The sequence below is a fragment of the Pantoea sp. IMH genome (genome assembly GCF_000599885.1).
In the GTDB taxonomy this organism is placed as follows: domain Bacteria; phylum Pseudomonadota; class Gammaproteobacteria; order Enterobacterales; family Enterobacteriaceae; genus Erwinia.
Map to the genome: position 1 here is coordinate 257837 of NZ_JFGT01000006.1, position 19589 is coordinate 277425.

General features: G+C 56.7%; 18 protein-coding genes. 14 read left to right on the plus strand and 4 right to left on the minus strand.

What is annotated here, in order from left to right:
* The first annotated feature begins 6 nt into the window (after nucleotides 1-6).
* The 3 genes from EA20_RS0115595 to murJ all read left to right on the plus strand — a co-directional run bounded on the left by EA20_RS0115595 (nucleotide 7) and on the right by murJ (nucleotide 3241).
* Nucleotides 7-645: a DUF480 domain-containing protein gene (locus EA20_RS0115595; RefSeq protein ID WP_024967711.1), complete on the plus strand. Its 639-nt coding sequence runs from the start codon at nucleotides 7-9 to the stop codon at nucleotides 643-645.
* A gap of 1 nt (nucleotide 646) precedes the next feature.
* Nucleotides 647-1570 (plus strand): Gfo/Idh/MocA family protein, encoded by a 924-nt coding sequence (locus tag EA20_RS0115600; RefSeq protein WP_024967712.1) that lies wholly within the window; start codon nucleotides 647-649, stop codon nucleotides 1568-1570.
* A 132-nt stretch (nucleotides 1571-1702) separates the two neighbouring features.
* Complete coding sequence (murJ, locus tag EA20_RS0115605; RefSeq protein ID WP_024967713.1) at nucleotides 1703-3241, plus strand: murein biosynthesis integral membrane protein MurJ; 1539 nt, start codon at nucleotides 1703-1705, stop codon at nucleotides 3239-3241.
* 77 nt (nucleotides 3242-3318) lie between these two features.
* Here murJ and flgN read toward each other — a convergent pair whose 3' ends face one another.
* From flgN to flgA, 3 genes are all read right to left on the minus strand, one after another.
* Nucleotides 3319-3750, minus strand: coding sequence for a flagellar export chaperone FlgN (gene flgN, locus EA20_RS0115610; protein ID WP_024967714.1), 432 nt, complete (start codon nucleotides 3748-3750; stop codon nucleotides 3319-3321).
* Between the two features lie 4 nt (nucleotides 3751-3754).
* A complete protein-coding gene (flgM, locus tag EA20_RS0115615) occupies nucleotides 3755-4051 on the minus strand; it encodes a flagellar biosynthesis anti-sigma factor FlgM (RefSeq protein WP_024967715.1) in 297 nt (98 codons plus the stop codon).
* 110 nt (nucleotides 4052-4161) lie between these two features.
* Nucleotides 4162-4830 carry a flagellar basal body P-ring formation chaperone FlgA gene (gene flgA, locus EA20_RS0115620; protein ID WP_024967716.1) on the minus strand — a complete coding sequence of 223 codons (669 nt, stop codon included), beginning with the start codon at nucleotides 4828-4830 and terminating at the stop codon, nucleotides 4162-4164.
* Nucleotides 4831-4985: 155 nt separating this feature from the next.
* On the opposite strand from flgA, the gene flgB reads away from it, so the two are divergent.
* From flgB to flgL, 11 genes are all read left to right on the plus strand, one after another.
* Nucleotides 4986-5399, plus strand: a complete 414-nt coding sequence (flgB, locus tag EA20_RS0115625) for a flagellar basal body rod protein FlgB (protein ID WP_024967717.1) — start codon at nucleotides 4986-4988, stop codon at nucleotides 5397-5399.
* Between the two features lie 3 nt (nucleotides 5400-5402).
* A complete protein-coding gene (gene flgC / locus EA20_RS0115630; RefSeq protein ID WP_024967718.1) occupies nucleotides 5403-5807 on the plus strand; it encodes a flagellar basal body rod protein FlgC in 405 nt (134 codons plus the stop codon).
* Nucleotides 5808-5818: 11 nt separating this feature from the next.
* The gene (gene flgD / locus EA20_RS0115635; RefSeq protein ID WP_024967719.1) at nucleotides 5819-6490 is read left to right on the plus strand and encodes a flagellar hook assembly protein FlgD; all 672 of its coding nucleotides are present in this window, start codon (nucleotides 5819-5821) and stop codon (nucleotides 6488-6490) included.
* A 29-nt stretch (nucleotides 6491-6519) separates the two neighbouring features.
* On the plus strand, nucleotides 6520-7728 hold the full coding sequence (gene flgE / locus EA20_RS0115640; protein WP_024967720.1) for a flagellar hook protein FlgE: 1209 nt from the start codon (nucleotides 6520-6522) through the stop codon (nucleotides 7726-7728).
* A gap of 21 nt (nucleotides 7729-7749) precedes the next feature.
* Complete coding sequence (locus EA20_RS0115645; RefSeq protein ID WP_024967721.1) at nucleotides 7750-8505, plus strand: flagellar basal body rod protein FlgF; 756 nt, start codon at nucleotides 7750-7752, stop codon at nucleotides 8503-8505.
* Between the two features lie 17 nt (nucleotides 8506-8522).
* The gene (gene flgG, locus EA20_RS0115650; RefSeq protein ID WP_024967722.1) at nucleotides 8523-9305 is read left to right on the plus strand and encodes a flagellar basal-body rod protein FlgG; all 783 of its coding nucleotides are present in this window, start codon (nucleotides 8523-8525) and stop codon (nucleotides 9303-9305) included.
* A gap of 85 nt (nucleotides 9306-9390) precedes the next feature.
* Nucleotides 9391-10092 carry a flagellar basal body L-ring protein FlgH gene (locus EA20_RS0115655; protein ID WP_024967723.1) on the plus strand — a complete coding sequence of 234 codons (702 nt, stop codon included), beginning with the start codon at nucleotides 9391-9393 and terminating at the stop codon, nucleotides 10090-10092.
* Nucleotides 10093-10101: 9 nt separating this feature from the next.
* Nucleotides 10102-11208 (plus strand): flagellar basal body P-ring protein FlgI, encoded by a 1107-nt coding sequence (locus EA20_RS0115660; protein ID WP_024967724.1) that lies wholly within the window; start codon nucleotides 10102-10104, stop codon nucleotides 11206-11208.
* A complete protein-coding gene (flgJ, locus tag EA20_RS0115665; protein WP_024967725.1) occupies nucleotides 11208-12164 on the plus strand; it encodes a flagellar assembly peptidoglycan hydrolase FlgJ in 957 nt (318 codons plus the stop codon). The genes EA20_RS0115660 and flgJ overlap by 1 nt, the downstream gene beginning before the upstream one ends.
* A gap of 116 nt (nucleotides 12165-12280) precedes the next feature.
* The gene (flgK, locus tag EA20_RS0115670; RefSeq protein ID WP_024967726.1) at nucleotides 12281-13936 is read left to right on the plus strand and encodes a flagellar hook-associated protein FlgK; all 1656 of its coding nucleotides are present in this window, start codon (nucleotides 12281-12283) and stop codon (nucleotides 13934-13936) included.
* Nucleotides 13937-13957: 21 nt separating this feature from the next.
* Complete coding sequence (gene flgL / locus EA20_RS0115675) at nucleotides 13958-14923, plus strand: flagellar hook-associated protein FlgL (protein WP_024967727.1); 966 nt, start codon at nucleotides 13958-13960, stop codon at nucleotides 14921-14923.
* Nucleotides 14924-15731: 808 nt separating this feature from the next.
* Here flgL and rne read toward each other — a convergent pair.
* A complete protein-coding gene (gene rne / locus EA20_RS0115680) occupies nucleotides 15732-19496 on the minus strand; it encodes a ribonuclease E (RefSeq protein ID WP_024967728.1) in 3765 nt (1254 codons plus the stop codon).
* Nucleotides 19497-19589: the final 93 nt, after the last annotated feature.

Below are 19589 nucleotides of genomic sequence, written 5' to 3' on the forward strand. Positions count from 1 at the left end.
CACACCATGAAAATGCTTTTGTCGCCCGTCGAGGCGCGTACGCTTGGCTGTCTGCTGGAAAAGCAGGTCACCACACCGGAACAGTACCCAATGTCCCTTAACGGCGTTGTCACCGCCTGTAACCAGAAGTCAAACCGGGAGCCGGTGATGACGCTGAGCGAAGTGGCGGTGCAGGAGACGCTGGACGAGCTGGTAAAAAAACACCTTGTCACGCCGCAAAGTGGTTTTGGCAACCGGGTGGTGAAATATGAACACCGATTCTGCAATACGGCGTTCGGCCAGCTAAAATTTTCCCCCGCCGAGCTGGCAATTATCACCACGCTGCTGTTGAGAGGGGCGCAGACGCCGGGCGAATTACGGACGCGCAGCGGCCGCCTGCATGAGTTTACCGATATGGGGGAAGTGGAGCAGGCGCTGGAAAGGCTGGCGACCCGTGAAGATGGCCCCTTTGTCGTCCGGCTGGCGCGGGAGCCAGGCAAGCGGGAAAGTCGCTACATGCATCTCTTCAGCGGCGATGTTGACGAATCCCCTGCCACGCCGGAGACAGAACAAAGTGATATTGACCTTGCAGAACGAGTCGCTGAACTGGAGCGACAGGTCGCGGAAATGCAGCAGCAACTGGCTAAACTGACACAAGGAACCTGAGATGAGACAACTGCGGATTGGCATTGTGGGGCTGGGAAGCATTGCGCAAAAAGCCTGGCTGCCGGTGGTGACCAGGACCGGTGACTGGCAGATTGCCGGCGCCTTTTCACCGAATCAGGCGAAGGCAAAACCGATCTGCGACAGCTACCGGATCCCCCTCTTTTCATCCCTGGACTCGCTGGCAGCCGCCTGCGATGCCGTGTTCGTTCATACCTCAACCGACAGCCATTTCGCCATCGTTAAGCAGCTGCTGCTGGCGGGAGTGGATGTGTGCGTGGACAAGCCGCTGGCGGCGAAGCTGAACGAGGCGGAAGAGCTGGTCGCGCTGGCTCACCGTCTTGGCCGCAAGCTGATGGTGGCATTTAACCGTCGATTTGCACCGCGTTATCTGCAACTTAAAGGGCAGATGGAGGCGCCCGCCTCGCTGAGAATGGATAAACACCGCAGCGACAGCGTTGGCCCGCACGATCTTTTCTTTACGCTGCTGGATGATTATCTTCACGTCGTCGATACGGCGCTCTGGCTGGGCGGCGGCAGTGGAAAACTGCAAAGCGGCATCATTCAGACCAGCGGGGCGGGAGAAATGCTCTATGCCGAACACCATTTCAGCAGCGGTCCGGCGCTGATAACCACCAGCATGCACCGGCGCGCAGGCACTCAGCGCGAGACGGTCATGGCGATAGCGGAGCGCAGCGTCTGGCATCTGCACGATATGCGGGACTATCAGCAGGAAACGGAAGGGAAGATGGTTATCGACCCGGTGCCGGGCTGGATGAGCACACTGGAACAGCGGGGATTTATGGGGGCGGCGCACCACTTTATCAGCTGCGTACAAAATCAGACAATGCCGCAGACCTCAGGTGAGCAGGCGCTGATGGCGCAGCGTATCGTCGAGAAACTCTGGCGGGATAGCGACCGCGAATAATCCGCTGTAACAAACGAAAGTGGTTATTTCCTTCAGCATCAGTAGACTATGCCGATTCCTGACCGGTCGCCCTGGCCGGTCAGACGCCCGCTGTGGCTCAGTCACCTATCAAGTGGAACCATCAGGAAGAACATGAACCTGTTAAAATCGCTGGCGGCGGTCAGTTCGATGACGCTCTTTTCGCGCGTGCTGGGATTTGCCCGCGACGCCATTGTCGCAAGAGTTTTTGGCGCCGGGATGGCGACAGATGCCTTTTTCGTCGCCTTTAAGCTGCCTAATCTGCTCCGCCGTATTTTTGCCGAAGGGGCTTTCTCCCAGGCATTTGTGCCGATCCTTGCCGAATATAAAAGCCAGCAGGGCGAAGAGGCGACGCGGGTCTTTATCGCTTATGTCTCCGGGCTACTGACGCTGGCGCTGGCGCTGGTCACCGTGCTGGGTATGTTTGCCGCGCCCTGGGTAATCCTCGCCACGGCGCCCGGTTTTGCCGACACTCAGGCGAAATTTGAACTGACCTCTTCCCTGCTACGCATCACCTTCCCCTATATCATGCTGATTTCGCTGGCTTCGCTTTCCGGCGCAATCCTCAATACCTGGAATCGTTTTTCGGTTCCGGCGTTTGCGCCGACGCTGCTTAATATCAGCATGATTAGCTTTGCCCTGTTTGCCGCCCCCTATTTTAACCCGCCGGTGCTGGCGCTCGCCTGGGCGGTTGTCGCCGGCGGCGTCCTTCAGCTCGGCTATCAGCTTCCTCATCTGCGCAAAATCGGCATGCTGGTGCTGCCGAGGCTTAATCTCAAAGACGCGGGCGTCTGGCGGGTAATGCGTCAGATGGGGCCGGCGATTTTAGGCGTTTCGGTCAGCCAGATCTCGCTAATCATTAACACTATTTTTGCTTCTTTTCTGGTATCGGGTTCGGTTTCCTGGATGTACTACGCCGACCGCCTGATGGAATTTCCCTCCGGCGTGCTGGGCGTGGCGCTGGGCACCATTTTGCTGCCGTCACTGGCGAAGAGTTTCTCCAGCGGCAATCACGATGAGTATTCGCGCCTGATGGACTGGGGCCTGCGCCTCTGTTTCCTGCTGGCATTGCCAAGCGCGGTGGCGCTCGGGATTCTGGCCAAGGCGCTGACCGTGGCGCTGTTTCAGTATGGCAAGTTCACCGCCTTCGATGCGGCGATGACGCAACGTGCTCTGGTCGCTTATTCGGTCGGGCTGATGGGGCTGATTGTGGTAAAAGTGCTGGCGCCGGGCTTTTATTCGCGGCAGAACATCAAAACGCCGGTGAAAATCGCCATCGTCACGCTGATCGTGACGCAATTAATGAACCTGGCTTTTATTGGTCCGCTGAAGCATGCCGGGCTGGCCCTGTCGATTGGTCTGGCGGCCTGTCTGAACGCCTCGCTGCTCTACTGGCAGTTGCGCAAGCAGAAAATTTTCCACCCGCAGCCGGGCTGGTTCAGTTTCCTTCTGCGTCTTTTTATCGCATTGGTGGCGATGGCCGCCGCGCTGGTGGGTATGTTGTGGGTAATGCCTGAGTGGGAGGTCGGCAATATGGCGTGGCGTCTGCTGCGGCTTGCGGCAGTTTGCGCTGTGGGTGGGAGCGTTTACTTCCTGGTGCTGATGGCGCTGGGCTTTCGTCTGCGCGATTTTGCCCGCCGCACCACACTCTGAATAAACACAACCCCGGCGCAGTTACACTGCGCCGGGGTCTGAATGCTTATCCGTGACTCTCCGCTACAACATCGGATTTAAACTTTACGGCTGATAAAACTGCTGGTGGTGGCCTGACCATCCGGACCGTAGAATTTCTGCGTCTGGTGAGGTCTAAGCACCTCCAGCGCCTGCCCGGTAAAATCAATCTGGTGATTTAACAGCAACCCATTGTGCAGGTTAGTGTCCCGCAGCTTAACGGTCTGTTCCTGAATGGCAGCCCAGCGGCGGGCCATATCAGGATGGCGGCTGTAGGGCGCATGAACCCCGGCCTCTTTTTCCGCATCCCGTCGCATCTGCTCGATAAAATTGAGCGTGGCCAGCAGGGAGCTTTTGTCTTCGGTGATACGTTGGAGCAGGCTGCTGTTGATCTGCCCGCCGGAGAGCTGTTCCTGCTCTGCCAGCATTACGTCGGCGAGACTTCCCAGTACTTCCAGCATTTTATCCAGCGAGGTCAGCAGCTTTTGCATGTTGTTAATTACCTTCCAAAGAATCTTTCGCTTCCTGAATCAGGGCGTCGGCGATTTTGCCACTATCCATCTTCAGTTCGCCGTTACGGATAGCCGTCTTAAGCTCTTCCACGCGGGCGGTGTTAATGTCCTGTGAGCTGGCTTTGGTCAGCTGCGACTGCGCGCCGCTCAGCACGACCTGAGTCCCGGCTACGGGGGTATTTGTTTCTGCCGGACGAGCTTTCGGCGCAGCAGGTTCGCTGGTTTCGCGCTGCTGAATAGTGCTGCCCGGTTTTACAGGCTGAGTTCTTTCGATGCTCATATCTGACTCCTTAAGTCTCAGGCAAAATCCGCCCGATAAGCGTTAGTGTATGACGTCTGTTATTTACACTATCGGCAACAGGGAAGCCAGCTTTAGCCTTTTATAAGCATTTATAGCGATATAAGAATATTCCCATCAGGCGCCACTTCACCACTGACAATCTGACCGTTATTCATGCGGACTCTGACCCGCTGCGCGGCGGTCGCATTATTCATCGCGCGGCCGTCGCTGGTGATGTTAAATCCCTCGCCGCGCGCGGTTACCGTGACGTTCTGTCCCGCTTTCACGCGCCAGGGCTGCCTGACCATCATCAGCGAGAGCGGCTGTCCGGGCATGATGTCGCGCAGAGCAATCGCATCGGTGACCTCGGCGGCGGTCATCACGGTGCGTGCAGGGAGCGTATCAAGGCGCCCATGCTCAAGCTTGATATCCGCCTCTGTCAGCGGCGTGCCGCGGCGAACCGCACGTGCCGCCACCACATACTCGCCGGTCACCTGGAGCTGAACCTGAAGGTAGCGGCGGTTTTGATCGCAGCTGGCCGCCACGCTCATATTGCCCCACATGCGGCTGTTGCCCGGCAGGGAAAACTGCGGATTATCACAGGCGGGCCACTGGGACTGAGGCGTTTTCACCACTACGGTGAGGGTATCGGCACGCTGTCCGCTTTCCCCATAGCGTGTGGTAAAAAATTGCGTTAGCTGCGCGGTCAGGTCGCCAGCGCTGGCCAGCACCGGAAACAGCCCTAAAATCGCCGTCAGCAGACAGATTACTCCGCGCATCTTCTCATCCCCTTATTCAACATGGCACCGATTCTACCCGCGAGTCCCTCCTGTTCAAGGCGCAAATTAGCGACGAATTTACGCGCTATTCCGGCGATAGTCCTTTTCACCGCGCGATATGCTGTCAGCTCTGAATTTTCATTTGCGGAGGAAGCATGCTCGACAAACTGGACGCGGCATTACGGTTTAATACCGAAGCATTAAACCTGCGTGCCCAGCGGCAGGAAATCCTGGCATCCAACATTGCCAACGCTGACACGCCCGGCTATCAGGCTCGCGATATCGATTTCGCCAGCCAGCTGAATAAGGTGATGGAGCAGGGCCGTGCGCCTGGATCAGGGCTGTCGCTGGCGGTGACGTCGGCTCGTCATATTCCTGCGGAAACGCTGCAACCGCCTTCCATGGACCTGCTGTACCGCATCCCGGATCAGCCTGCGATGGATGGCAACACGGTAGATATGGACCGGGAACGTACTCAATTCGCGGATAACAGCCTGAAATACCAGACGGATCTGACCATGATCAGCGGTCAGATCAAAGGCATGATGTCCGTGCTACAGGGGCAATAATTTATGGCTTTACTGAACATTTTTGATATAGCGGGATCGGCGATGAATGCGCAGTCCCAGCGGCTGAACGTCAGCGCCAGTAACCTGGCAAACGCCGACAGCGTCACCGGGCCGGACGGCCAGCCTTACGTCGCCAAGCAGGTAGTTTTCCAGACGGCGGCCATGCCTGGCTCGCCAACCGGCGGCGTACGTGTCTCGCAGGTCGTTGACGATCCAACGCCGGCGAAGCTCGTCTATGAACCCGGTAATCCGATGGCGGATGCGAAAGGCTACGTGAAGATGCCAAACGTGGACGTTGTGAGTGAAACGGTTAACACCATGTCAGCTTCACGCAGCTACCAGGCGAACGTCGAGGTGTTAAACACCGTGAAGCAAATGATGATGAAAACCCTGACGATTGGTCAATAAGGAGCGGGCAGATGGGCATTGCAGTAGGCGTTAATGAGTCCCTGGACTACAGCGCAATCAAAACAGCAACGTCAACGACGGAGAACTCCTCGGCTGACCTGCAAAATAACTTCCTGACGCTGCTGGTCACCCAGTTGAAAAACCAGGACCCGACCAATCCGATGGATAACAGCCAGCTCACCACGCAGCTGGCACAGATCAACACCCTGAGCGGTATCGAGAAGCTCAATACCACGCTGGGTTCGATTTCCGGTCAGATCAACAGCGGACAATCGCTGCAGGCTTCCGCCCTGATTGGTCACGGCGTGATGGTGAATGGGTCACAGATTCTGGTCGGCAGCGGCGACACCACGCCGTTCGGCGTCAGTCTGGATCAGGCCTCAACCGCCACTCAGGCCACCATTACCGATGCGTCAGGCAAAATTGTCAAAACTATTGAGCTTGGTGGTCTTAGCGCCGGGGTACATACCTTCGCCTGGGACGGCACAACGACGGATGGCACCACCGCCGCAGACGGTAAATACCAGGTTTCACTCAGCGCCAGCAACGCTTCAGGCCCACTGGTTTCGCAGCCGCTGAACTACGCACTGGTTACCGGGGTAACTAACGACGCCAGCGGTGCCGTTTTAGACCTCGGCACGTTGGGGAAAACCACCCTCGCGAACGTTCGTCAGATTATTTAACCACTTAACCCTTATCCAGGAGTGAACTCATGGGCTTTTCACAGGCAGTAAGCGGCTTGAACGCCGCCTCCAGTAACCTTGACGTTATTGGTAACAACATCTCTAACTCCGCGACCGTGGGCTTTAAATCTGCGACCGTTTCTTTTGCCGATATGTTTGCCGGCTCAAAAGTGGGTCTGGGCGTCAAAGTGGCAGCGGTAACGCAGGACTTTAACGACGGCACCACCACCTCGACCAGCCGTGGCCTTGACGTGGCGATCAGCCAGTCAGGTTTTTTCCGTATGGCCGATCCAAATGGCGCGGTCTACTACAGCCGTAACGGCCAGTTCACCCTGGATGCCAACCGCAACATCGTGAATGCCGATGGCCTGCAGCTGACCGGTTACCCGGCAACAGGTACGCCACCTGCTGTCCAGACCGGTGCTAACCCGGTTGGCCTGAGCGTGCCGACCACCGCCATGTCAGCAAAAGCCACCTCCACGGCGGCGCTGGTGGCTAACCTGAACTCAACCGACAGCGTGCCGACCAAAACCCCGCTCGATATCAACGATCCGGATACCTATAACAGCAAAGCGTCCATGACCACCTTTGACTCGCTGGGTAACGAACATACGCTGAACCTTTACTTCACCAAAACCGCCGCAGGTGAGTGGACGGCGAACGTGAAGGATGCCAGCGCCGCGGATCCTACGGCAGATGTTGGCACTTTTGATATGTCGTTCAACACCAGCGGTCAGCTGACCTCTTCCGCCGTGCAGACGCTGAACCTGCTGCCGCTTAACGGTTCAGCAGCGACGCCAATTACCCTGAGCATGCTGAACAGTCAGCAGCAGAACACCGGTACCAGCACCTTCGGTAACCCGACTCAGGACGGCTACAAACCGGGCGAACTGACCAGCTACCAGATCAACAACGACGGCACCCTGGTTGGTAACTACTCCAACGAGAAGACCCAGGTGCTGGGCCAGATCGCTCTGGCTAACTTCGCTAACCCGGAAGGGCTGAAGTCAGAAGGCAATAACGTCTGGTCCGCGACAAACACCTCCGGTCAGGCGCTGGTCGGTCTTGCCGGCACCGGTAACCTTGGCACGCTGACCGCAGGTGCGCTGGAATCCTCCAACGTTGACCTGAGTAAAGAGCTGGTCAACATGATCGTCGCACAGCGTAACTATCAGTCAAACGCCCAGACCATCAAAACGCAGGACCAGATCCTTAACACCCTGGTCAACCTGCGCTAATACGGCTAACAGGATCGTCTTATGGATCACGCGATATATACCGCAATGGGGGCTGCCAGTCAGACCCTCGAACGGCAGGCAGTAACGTCCAGCAACCTGGCCAACGCCTCCACACCCGGCTTCCGCGCACAGCTCAACGCCATGCGTGCCGTGCCGGTGCAGGGCTTGTCGCTGCCGACGCGCACGCTGGTCACAGCGTCAACGCCCGGGTCGGATATGTCTCCCGGCGCAATGGACTACACCGAACGTTCGCTGGACGTTGCGGTGAGGCAGGATGGCTGGCTGGCGGTTCGTGCGCCCGATGGCACCGAGGCCTATACCCGCAACGGTAACATGCAGTTAGATCCGGCGGGCCAGCTCACCATCCAGGGCAACCTGGTGATGGGCGACGGCGGACCGATTGCCGTGCCGCAGGGTTCTGAAATCACCATCGCGGCCGACGGATCGATTACCGCGCTGAATCCGGGCGATCCGCCGAATGCGACTGTCCAGCTGGGCCGTCTGAAGCTGGTGAAAGCGGTGGGGTCTGAAGTGGTGCGCGGCGATGACGGCTTGTTCCGTCCTAACGCCAGCACCCAGGCCCAGCGCGGTGCCGTTCTGCAAAACGATCCGACCATACAGGTCATGCCTGGCGTGCTGGAAGGCAGCAACGTTAAGCCGATCGAAACCATGGTCGACATGATCGCCAACGCACGCCGCTTTGAGATGCAGATGAAAGTGATCTCAAGCGTCAATGAGAATGAACAACGCGCTAACCAGCTGCTGTCGATGAGCTAAGCGCAGAGGAAAACTGAATGATTCGTTCCTTATGGATTGCCAAAACTGGCCTTGACGCCCAGCAGACAAATATGGACGTCATCTCCAACAACCTGGCAAACGTCAGCACCAACGGCTTTAAACGCCAGCGTGCGGTTTTTGAAGATTTGATGTATCAGACGCTGCGTCAGCCGGGCGCACAGTCTTCCGAGCAGACGACGCTGCCTTCCGGTATGCAGATTGGTACCGGTACGCGACCAGTCGCCACCGAGCGCCTGCACACTCAGGGTAACCTGAACAAAACTGACTCATCAAAAGATGTGGCGATCAGCGGGCAGGGCTTCTTCCAGGTACAGATGCCGGACGGCACCCTGGCTTACACCCGTGACGGTTCGTTTCAGACTGACCAGAATGGCCAGTTGGTGACCAACGGCGGCTTTCCTGTTCAGCCTGCCATCACCATCCCGGCGAACTCACTGAGCATGACCATTGGTCGTGACGGTGTGGTCAGTGTCACGCAGCAGGGTCAGGCGCAGCCGGTACAGGTTGGTCAGCTTACGCTGAGCACCTTTATCAACGATGCGGGTCTGGAAAGTAAAGGTGAAAACCTTTATCAGGAAACCCAGGCATCAGGCGCACCCACCGACAGCGCACCAGGCAACAACGGCGCGGGCCTGCTTTATCAGGGTTACGTCGAAACATCTAACGTAAACGTCGCCGAAGAGCTGGTCAGCATGATCCAGACTCAGCGCGCTTACGAGATTAACAGCAAAGCAATCAGCACATCCGATCAGATGCTGGCCAAGCTGACCCAGTTGTAATTCGCGGCACTGTACTTGTCGTAACGGCCGGGCTTGCCCGGCCCTTAATAAAAGCAATCTCTTGATTATTAAAGGTAGTTATTCCATGGCGAAGCAAATCTCAGTGCCTGGACGTTTGTTGGTCGCGTTGCTGCTGCTGACGCTTAACGGTTGTGCTCTGGTTCCACGTAAGCCGCTGGTTGAGGGTGTGACAACGGCCCAGCCGCTGCCTGCTTCGCCGCCGGTGGTTAACGGCTCTATTTTTCAGGGCATGATGCCGATGAACTACGGCTACCAGCCGCTGTTCGAGGATCGTCGCCCGCGTAATATCGGCGATACGCTGACCATTGTTCTTCAGGAAAATGTCAGCGCGAGCAAAAGCTCGTCGGCTTCAGCCGGGCGCAACGGCAGCAGTACGCTGGGGCTGAATGCCCTGCCAGGCTCGCTGACCGGTCTGCTGGGTGGGGATAAGGTCAATTTTGACGCCTCAGGCACCAGTGATTTTGCCGGTAAGGGTGGCGCAACCGCCAATAACACCTTCACCGGTACCATCACCGTGACCGTTAACCAGGTACTGCCAAACGGCAACCTGAACGTCGTCGGTGAGAAACAGATCGAAATTAACCAGGGCACGGAATTTATCCGCTTCTCTGGGGTGGTTAACCCGCGCACCATCAGCGGCAGTAACAGTGTGATATCGACACAGGTGGCGGATGCCCGCATTGAATATGTCGGCAACGGCTATATCAATGAGGCGCAGACGATGGGCTGGCTGCAACGGTTCTTCCTGAACCTGTCACCGTTTTAAGAGGCTTACATGCGTAAGATTATGCTTCAACTCGCTCTGCTTTTGCTGGCTGGCGTCAGCGCACTGGCTCAGGCTGACCGCATCCGCGATCTGACCACGGTGGGCGGCGTACGGGAAAACTCCCTGATTGGTTACGGCCTGGTTGTCGGCCTTGATGGGTCTGGCGATCAGACCACTCAGACGCCTTTTACCACGCAGAGCCTGAACAACATGCTCTCCCAGCTCGGCATTACCGTGCCGGCTGGCACCAACATGCAGCTGAAAAACGTGGCGGCGGTTATGGTGACCGCCAAGCTGCCCGCCTTTGGCCGTCAGGGACAGGTGATTGATGTGGTGGTTTCCTCAATGGGGAACGCCAAAAGCCTGCGCGGCGGTACGCTGCTGATGACCCCGTTGAAGGGCGTGGACAATCAGGTTTATGCGCTGGCGCAGGGCAATATTCTGGTAGGTGGCGCATCTGCCGCCGCCGGAGGCAGCAGCGTGCAGGTCAACCAGGTGAACGGCGGACGTATCACCGGCGGCGCCACCATTGAGCGTGAACTGCCGAACAACTTTGGTACTTCGGATACCATCAATCTGTTGCTTAACCGGGAAGATTTCAGCATGGCGCAGCGTATCAGCGACGCCATCAACAGCCGCAGCGGCTACGGTTCGGCGCAGGCACTCGATGGCAGAACGGTCCAGGTTCGCGTTTCGGCAAACAATACGTCTCAGGTTCGCCTGCTGGCCGATATACAGAATATCAACGTCGCTATGCCGGTGCAGGATGCCAAAGTCATCATCAACTCACGTACCGGTTCTGTGGTCATGAATCGCGAAGTGATGCTGAGCAGTTGTGCTATCGCTCAGGGCAACCTGTCGGTGACGGTAAACCAGCAGCAGAACGTGAATCAGCCCGATACGCCGCTGGCTGGCGGCCAGACCGTGGTGACGCCTGAGACGCAAATCGATCTGCGCCAGAGCGGCGGAGCGCTGCAAAGCGTGACGGCCAGCGCCAACCTGAACAGCGTTGTACGTGCCCTCAACGCGCTCGGCGCCACGCCAATCGATCTGATGTCCATTCTGCAGTCGATGGACAGCGCAGGCTGTCTGCATGCCAAACTGGAAATAATCTGATGAGTAATACCCAATCTCTGATGGGAGCGGCGTATGACAGCCGCTCGCTGAATGACCTGAAACGTCAGGCTGGCAACGACCCGCAGGCACATGCGAAGGAAGTGGCGAAGCAGGTTGAAGGAATGTTCGTACAGATGATGCTGAAAAGCATGCGTCAGGCGCTGCCGCAGGATGGTCTGATGAGCACCGAACAGACGCGGCTTTATACCTCGATGTACGATCAGCAGATTGGGCAGCAGATCGCCGCTAAAGGGCTGGGCCTGGCCGATATGATGGTCAAACAGATGGCGCAGGCTCAGCCGCCGGACGAAAAAGCGGGCACCGTGCCGATGCTGCTGGATAAAAACTTTATCAACACGCTGCCGCCGCTGGCCCTGGAAATGGCCGAGCAGGAGCGCATTGTGCGCAGGGCGGTACCGCGTCTGCCCGCTGCGGCAGACAGACCGCTCAGCGGTGACAGCAGCGACTTCATCGCCAAACTGTCACAGCCAGCTAAAGAAGTCAGCGCCGGAACCGGTATCCCGCATCATCTGATCCTGGCGCAGGCCGCGCTTGAATCAGGCTGGGGACAGCGCCAAATCATGACCGCTGATGGCCGTCCGAGCCACAACCTGTTTGGTATCAAGGCAACCGGAAGCTGGCAGGGGAAAACCACGGAGATCACCACCACCGAATATGAGAACGGTGAGGCGAAAAAGGTGAAGGCCAAATTCCGTGTTTATGACTCCTATTTTGAAGCGCTTAACGACTATGTCAGCCTGATCACCAAAAATCCGCGCTATGCGGCGGTGACCACGGCGGACACGCCGGAGCAGGGCGCAAGAGCGTTGCAGGCTGCGGGTTACGCGACCGACCCGAAATATGCACAAAAGCTGGTGGGAATGATTGAGCAATTCAAAAATATGGGTGAAAAAGTGGTGAAAGCCTATACCCAGGATCTTGGTGATTTCTTCTGATTTTTTACTCAAGTTTGCCGCTGGCGAACCGATAACCTCTTCAGGCCGGATGAGCGTAAATCCGCGCCGGCCACTAATGCCGGCCCGTGCTGTGTCAGGGTAAACAAGGAACCGACATGTCCAATTTAATTAATACCGCCATGAGTGGGCTGGGCGCTGCCCAAGCCGCGTTGAATACGACCAGTAATAACATCAGCAACTACAACGTCGCGGGCTATTCTCGCCAGACAACCATTCTGGCCCAGGCGAACAGTACGCTGAGCGGCAATAATTATTACGGTAACGGCGTGTCGGTTGCCAGCGTCAACCGCGAATATGATTCCTTTATTACCAATCAGCTGCGCAGCGCTGACACGCAGTCGAGCGCGCTGAAGACGCAGTACCAGCAGCTCTCCAACATCGATGATATGTTCTCCAGCACGACCAACACGCTGTCGACGAACATTCAGGACTTTTTCAGCTCTATCCAGACGCTGGTCAGTAACGCGTCCGATCCGTCAGCCCGTCAGACGATGCTGGGCAAAGCCGACGGGCTGGTAAACCAGTTCCAGGTGACCGATACCTATTTGCGCAATCTGGATCGCAGCCTCAATACGTCTGTCACCGCTACCGTTGAACAGATCAACAGTTACGCTAAGCAGATCGCGAACGTCAATGAGCAGATCACCAAGCTCAAGGGCGCTGGCGCGGGCAGCGAACCTAACGATCTGATGGATCAGCGCGATCAACTGGTCAATAACCTGAATAAGCTGGTGGGCGTCACTGTCAGTCAACAGGATGGCGGTAGCTACAATATCAGCATGAGCAGCGGCATTTCGCTGGTGCAGGGCAGCGGCTACAGTCAGCTGGCGGCCGTACCGTCGAGCAGCGATCCGGGCCGCACTACCATTGCCACGGTCGATTCCACCAGCGGCAAAACCACGGAAATCCCGGAAAGACTGGTGACTAACGGTTCGCTTGGCGGGCTGCTCGCTTTCCGCTCCGATCTGGACAATACGCGTAATCAGATAGGCCAACTGGCGCTGGCGCTGGGTGACAGCTTCAACACGCAGCACCAGGCCGGTTTTGACAGCAACGGCGATGCTGGAGAAGCCTTCTTTAACCTGGGCACCACGGCTGTCGTCTCCAATGCGAAAAACAGCGGCACAGGTTCACTGAGTGTGGCGTGGACCGACACCAGTAAAGTGCAGGCGTCAAACTACAAAGTCAGCTTCGATCAGGACAGCAACAGCTGGAACGTGACCCGTCTTTCCGACAACAGCAGCATTGCCGCGACGGTGACGGCTGAAAACGGTAAGCCCGTACTGAGTTTCGACGGGCTGAAAGTGACCGTGGATGGTACGCCAGCAGGAAAAGACAGCTTCCTGGTGAAGCCGGTCTCTGACGTCATCGTCAGTATGGGCGTTAATATCACCGATGAGGCTAAAGTTGCCGCCGCCAGTGCCGATGATGGAATAAGCAATAACAACAACGCTCAGGCGCTGGTGGATCTGCAAACCAAAAAAGTGATTACCGGTAACAGTTCACTGACTCAGGCTTATGCCAGCATGGTGGCCGACGTTGGGAATAAAACCAGCAACCTGAAAACGACCGGCGTAACGCAGGAAAAAGTGGTGACGCAGCTGACGAATCAGCAGCAGTCCGTCTCCGGCGTTAACCTGGATGAAGAATATGGCAATCTGACGCGCTATCAGCAGTACTACACGGCCAACGCCAAAGTGCTTCAGACCGCCAGCACTATTTTCGATGCGCTGATCGGTGCGGTTAACTGATAGCGGTATAAGGAAAACATCATGCGTCTCAGCACTACCATGATTTATGACCAGCAAATGCGGGGTGTCAGCAGTTCGCAGGAAGGCTGGTTGAAAGTAGGCGAACAGCTCTCATCGGGCAAACGCGTCGTGAACCCGTCTGACGATCCTGTCGCCGCGGCCCAGGCCGTTGTTCTGTCACAGGCGCAGGCTGAAACTGACCAGTTCAAAACGGCCCGCAACTTTGCCACCACTGCGGTTTCGCAGGAAGAGACCAATCTCAAGCAGGTTGTCAGCGTCATCCAGGATGCCCAGACTGCGATTGTTGCCGCCTCTAACGGCACTTTATCGGACGATGACCGCGCCTCTTACGCCACTCAGCTGTCTGGTCTGCGCGACCAGTTGCTGAACCTGGCTAACGCCACTGACGGTAACGGCCGCTATATGTTTGCCGGTTATAAATCTGACACCGCGCCTTTTACGAAAGACGCCAACGGTGATGTGACTTATAACGGCGGTGATACGCCAATCAGTCAGAAAGTGGATGCTAACCGTACCATGGTGACCAGCCATACCGGTCGCGATGTGTTTATGTCGATTACCAGTAACGCGGTGGCGGAGCCTAATGGTGATCCCAGTGAAGGTAATTTGTTCGCCACGCTCAATAGTGCGATCGCCTCGCTGAGTAAGCCGCTGGAAAATGCCGATGACGCTACCAAAGATGCCGAAGCAGCGGTGCTGGATAAAACCAACCGCGGCCTGCGCAACTCCCTGAATAACGTTCTTAAAGTGCGCTCAGAGCTTGGCATTCAACTGGATGAACTCGGAAAACTGGATGAAAAAGGGGATAACACCGCGCTTAACCAGAAACTGCAGATGAGCGGACTGGTGGATGCCGATGTTACCAGCACAATCTCTTCTTATATGATGCAGCAAGCGGCGCTTCAGGCTTCTTACCGTGTATTTAGCGATATGTCAGGCATGTCACTGTTCAAAATGAATATGTAAAAGTTTTACCTTTGGGCGCGCTTAAACCGGGTGCGTTCAGTTTCCCCCGCGGTCAGCACTAACCATCTGACTGCGGGATTTTTTTATCTGGATCAGGGTGTTTTATTCTGGTTACTGCATACGATGTTATGCATTCTCCATCCTCAGATATCCGTTCTCTACTCTTCACCCTGATACCTTTATCTTCTGGACTGCATTCCTGTATCCATACATCCTTGCATTCGTACATTCATATATACACTTACTTTCGCTCTTCCCCAGACTCTCCACCGCAACCTTTCAAAAAATTTTCGCAATGCTTCTCCTTATCTGAAGATGGAGGAGGCTACAGTATGACTTCTTAAATAATCCGGGCGGCGTTGCCTCCACACAGGTTACTCAGCTATTCCATCAGTGGAACGCCTGCCTGCAATCTGTTATGTGATCCACAGCGGTAATCTTTGCTCTAAGGTCGTAGCAGATTGTCTAAAACTAAGAAAAGTACTGCGGTAGCGGATCAGGGGCGGCGGAAATATTCAGCCTCAGAAAATAAAAACCGAATGAATAAGGCTGGAGTAGCGGGTGGCACTCAAGCGGCAAAAATAAGCCGTAGCAACAGTAAAGCTTCTGAGATACAGACAGATAGATCCACAGTCGATAAGCAGAGGAGCAGCGGATAGGTGCAGCCTTTAAAAAAATGAGCGGCGGTGACTGAGGCAGGGCAGATAACCTCATGAGCTGGATGGCAGCAGAAATAAACCAGGCAGGGTCGGGCAGATAAAAAAAGCCCCGGTCAGATGACCGGGGCTTTTATGCAGCGAACGAACGGCTACGGACGCGTTGCCGGTGCTGTCGCCTGATGGGTTGCGGCGTGACCACCGGCAGACCCTTTGCCTTCAAAATTGAAAGCAGGGCGTTCCCAGTCACTGCTGCGCGCCGGTTCAGGCTCATAAGCGGGTGCTGGCGCTTTCGTCATCGGCGCTGTCGCATGATGCTTAAACGCAGGCTGAGCTGGTACACTGGCAACCTCTGTTACAGCGGTGGTGGGCGCTGGTTCAGCATCAACCGGAGCCTGGGCAGCCGGAGCTGCCGCTGGTGCAGAGACCGGAGCCTGTGCAGCCGGAGCCGCTTCTGGTGCAGAGACCGGAGCCTGTGCCGCCGGAGCCGCTGCTGGTGCAGAGGCAGGAGCCTGTGCAGCCGGGGCCGCTTCTGGTGCAGAGACCGGAGCCTGTGCAGCCGGAGCCGCTTCTGGTGCAGAGGCCGGAGCCTGTGCCGCCGGAGCTGCCGCTGATGCAGAGGCAGGAGCCTGTGCCGCCGGAGCTGCCGCTGGTGCAGAGGCCGGAGCCTGTGCAGCCGGAGCCGCTTCTGGTGCGGTAGCTGGTTCGTCCCGTGCAGGAACTGGCGCATGAGGTTCGTTTGTCACCAGCGGGGCATCCGTCACCGTCGGTGCGTTCAGAACTTCCTCAACCTGCTTTTCCGTTTCTTCGCTGATGTCTGCGGCGTTAACAGCAGCGGGCTGCTGTGGCTCGATAGCAGAATCCGGCGCTTCAGCCAGTTTTGCTTCTTCGACGATCTCTTTCACTTCGTCAACGAAAGCTTTATCCGCAGGCGCTTCATCGGCAGGCAGTGCCTGTTTAGCTGTTGCTTCGGCAACGGCTTCATCCGCGGCGGAAATAACAGCCGGCTCTTCATTCACAGGCGCATCGATAGCATCGGTTTCGGCCGCATCAACCGGCGTCACTGGGGGGTGATTTTCCGGCTGTGGCTCAGCCCTATGGACCGGCTGGGATTCGCTCTGTTGCGCTTCAGTCGGGATAGCCTGGGCAGCAGAGGCCACAGCTACAGCATCTGCCGTATCTTCATGACCATACTCAGGCACTACGGACTGCTCAGGTTCGGCATGCTCATCAGCAACCTGGGCCACAGGATAAGAAACCCATACTTTGCCGGAAGCCATTTCCGGTGAGGCGGCGGCGAAGGTCAGCGGCATCGGCGACTGGTTAGGATAACGCTCATCGCGATAACGACGACGACGCTGTCCACTCACGCGCAGATGGCGGGGTGAACGACGTGAGCGACGCGGCATACTGTTGCTTTCGCGCTCTTCGTTCTCATCCGGACCGGCGAGATGATCCGCTACGGCCGGTAGGACTTCTTCCGCTTCAGCTGCAGGCGCTTCAGGTTCGAAGGAGCGGGCTGCGGTCTGTTCCGCCGTTTCGATGCGCACTTTCTGGCTCAGCTGACGAGGTTTGCGCCGTGGCATAACCTGAACGGTCTCTTCGCCAGTGGCGGTGGTCTCTTCAGCGACAACCGCTTCAACCGCTTCCGGCTGTTTCTCATCCTCCACCACGACAGGACGTTCCTGGCGACGACGTGTGCGATCGTTACGTTCGCGACGAGGCTGCTGCTCACTGCGCGCTTCTTCGGCAGCTGGCTGCTGTTCATCCCGCACGTCGATCGGGGCCACGTTGTTACGCTTGTTGCGACGGTTATCGTCACGGCCTTCTACTGCACTGGTGTCGCGATCGCGAACCATACGTTCGTTACGGTTGTTGTTGCGATCGTTACGCTCACCGCGATCGTTACGTTCACCGCGATCGTTACGTTCACCGCGGTCGTTACGTTCACCGCGGTCGTTACGTTCGCCGCGCTCGCTACGGTCTTTATTGCGATCGTTACGATCCGTCGTCCGCTCACTGCGATCGCCATAGCGCTCACCGCTGCGGTCGCGACGGTTATTCTGACGACGGTTGTTACGACGTTCGCCACGTGGTGCAGCGGCAGGCGCCTCTGTCACGGTTTCTTCAACCACAGGCTGAGGCTGTTCGGCCGGCGCTTTCTCTTCACCCGCGAACAAATTCTTCAGACCGCGGACGAAACGGCTCAGTAAACCAGGCTGTGCTTCAGCAGCCGGTGCTTTTGCCGGTGCCTGAGGCGCTGGGGCAGTCGCAGGCGACGCTGGGGCTTCCTGATGAACAGGTGGTGCATCAGGCATCACGAAGGCGGCCAGTGCAGGCTGTTCAGGACGCTTACGCTCAGCATGTTCTTCTTCCGAAGGCAGCGCCATTTCGGCCTCATGCAGCTTCGGCAGATGGTAACTGAGCGTCTGGGTTTCTTCACCGCTGCGAACGCGCAATACGGAGTAGTGCGGCGTTTCCATCTGGTCGTTAGGCACGATAATCGCACGCACGCCGCCCTGACGTTTCTCGATGGCGCTCACTGCTTCACGTTTTTCGTTCAGCAGGTAAGAGGCAATCTGTACCGGTACGATAGCGTGAACTTCTTTGGTGTTCTCTTTCAGCGCTTCTTCTTCAATCAGGCGCAAAATAGAGAGTGAAAGCGATTCGTTATCACGGATGGTGCCGGTGCCACTACAACGCGGGCAGACGTGATGACTGGACTCGCCCAGCGACGGGCTGAGGCGCTGACGGGACATCTCCAGCAGACCAAAGCGGGAAATATGGCTGATCTGGATACGGGCGCGATCCTGGCGGACAGCTTCGCGCAGGCGGTTTTCAACGGCACGCTGATGGCGGACCGGGGTCATGTCGATAAAATCGATGACGATCAGACCACCCAGATCGCGCAGACGCAGCTGGCGGGCAATCTCATCGGCGGCTTCCAGGTTGGTATTGAAAGCGGTCTCTTCGATATCACCACCGCGCGTGGCGCGGGCAGAGTTGATATCAATGGCGGTCAGCGCTTCGGTTGTATCAATAACAATTGAACCGCCGGAAGGCAGACGCACTTCGCGCTGGAAGGCAGACTCAATCTGGGATTCGATCTGATAGTGGCTGAAAAGCGGGATTTCGCCGGTATAGAGCTTAATTTTGCTGCTAAAGTCCGGACGGCCCAGGGCTGCGATATGCTGACGAGCCAGCTCCAGCACTTTAGGGTTATCGATCAGGATCTCACCGATATCCTGACGGAGGTAGTCGCGGAAAGCGCGAACAATGACGTTACTTTCCTGGTGGATCAGAAAAGGCGCAGGGCGGCTGTCTGCCGCTTTCTTAATGGCTTCCCAGTGCTTCATGCGGAAGCTTAAATCCCACTGTAACGCCTCGGCGGATTTCCCCACCCCGGCGGTACGGACAATCAGGCCCATGCCTTCCGGCAGTTCCAGTGCGGAAAGCGCTTCTTTCAGCTCGGTACGATCGTCACCTTCGATACGGCGCGAAATGCCGCCCGCGCGGGGATTATTCGGCATCAGCACCAGATAGCTGCCAGCCAGGCTGATAAAGGTTGTTAAGGCTGCACCTTTATTACCGCGCTCTTCTTTATCAATCTGAACGATAACTTCCTGACCTTCACGCAGCACGTCTTTAATATTAGGACGACCATGCGAGGCGTAGTTGCTGGGGAAGTATTCGCGGGAGATTTCTTTCAGGGGGAGGAAACCGTGCCTTTCAGCGCCGTAATCGACGAAAGCCGCTTCAAGACTGGGTTCAATGCGGGTAATTTTGCCTTTATAGATGTTAGCCTTCTTCTGTTCATGTCCCGGGCTTTCAATATCCAGGTCATACAGTCGCTGTCCATCCACAAGAGCGACACGCAACTCCTCCTGCTGAGTCGCGTTTATCAACATTCTTTTCATCGTAACTTACTCATTATTCTTACATTAGTGACAAAGCTACGGGCAATAGTAACGCTGGACGCGATCTCACCGATGGCCCCGTGTCTCATCGCA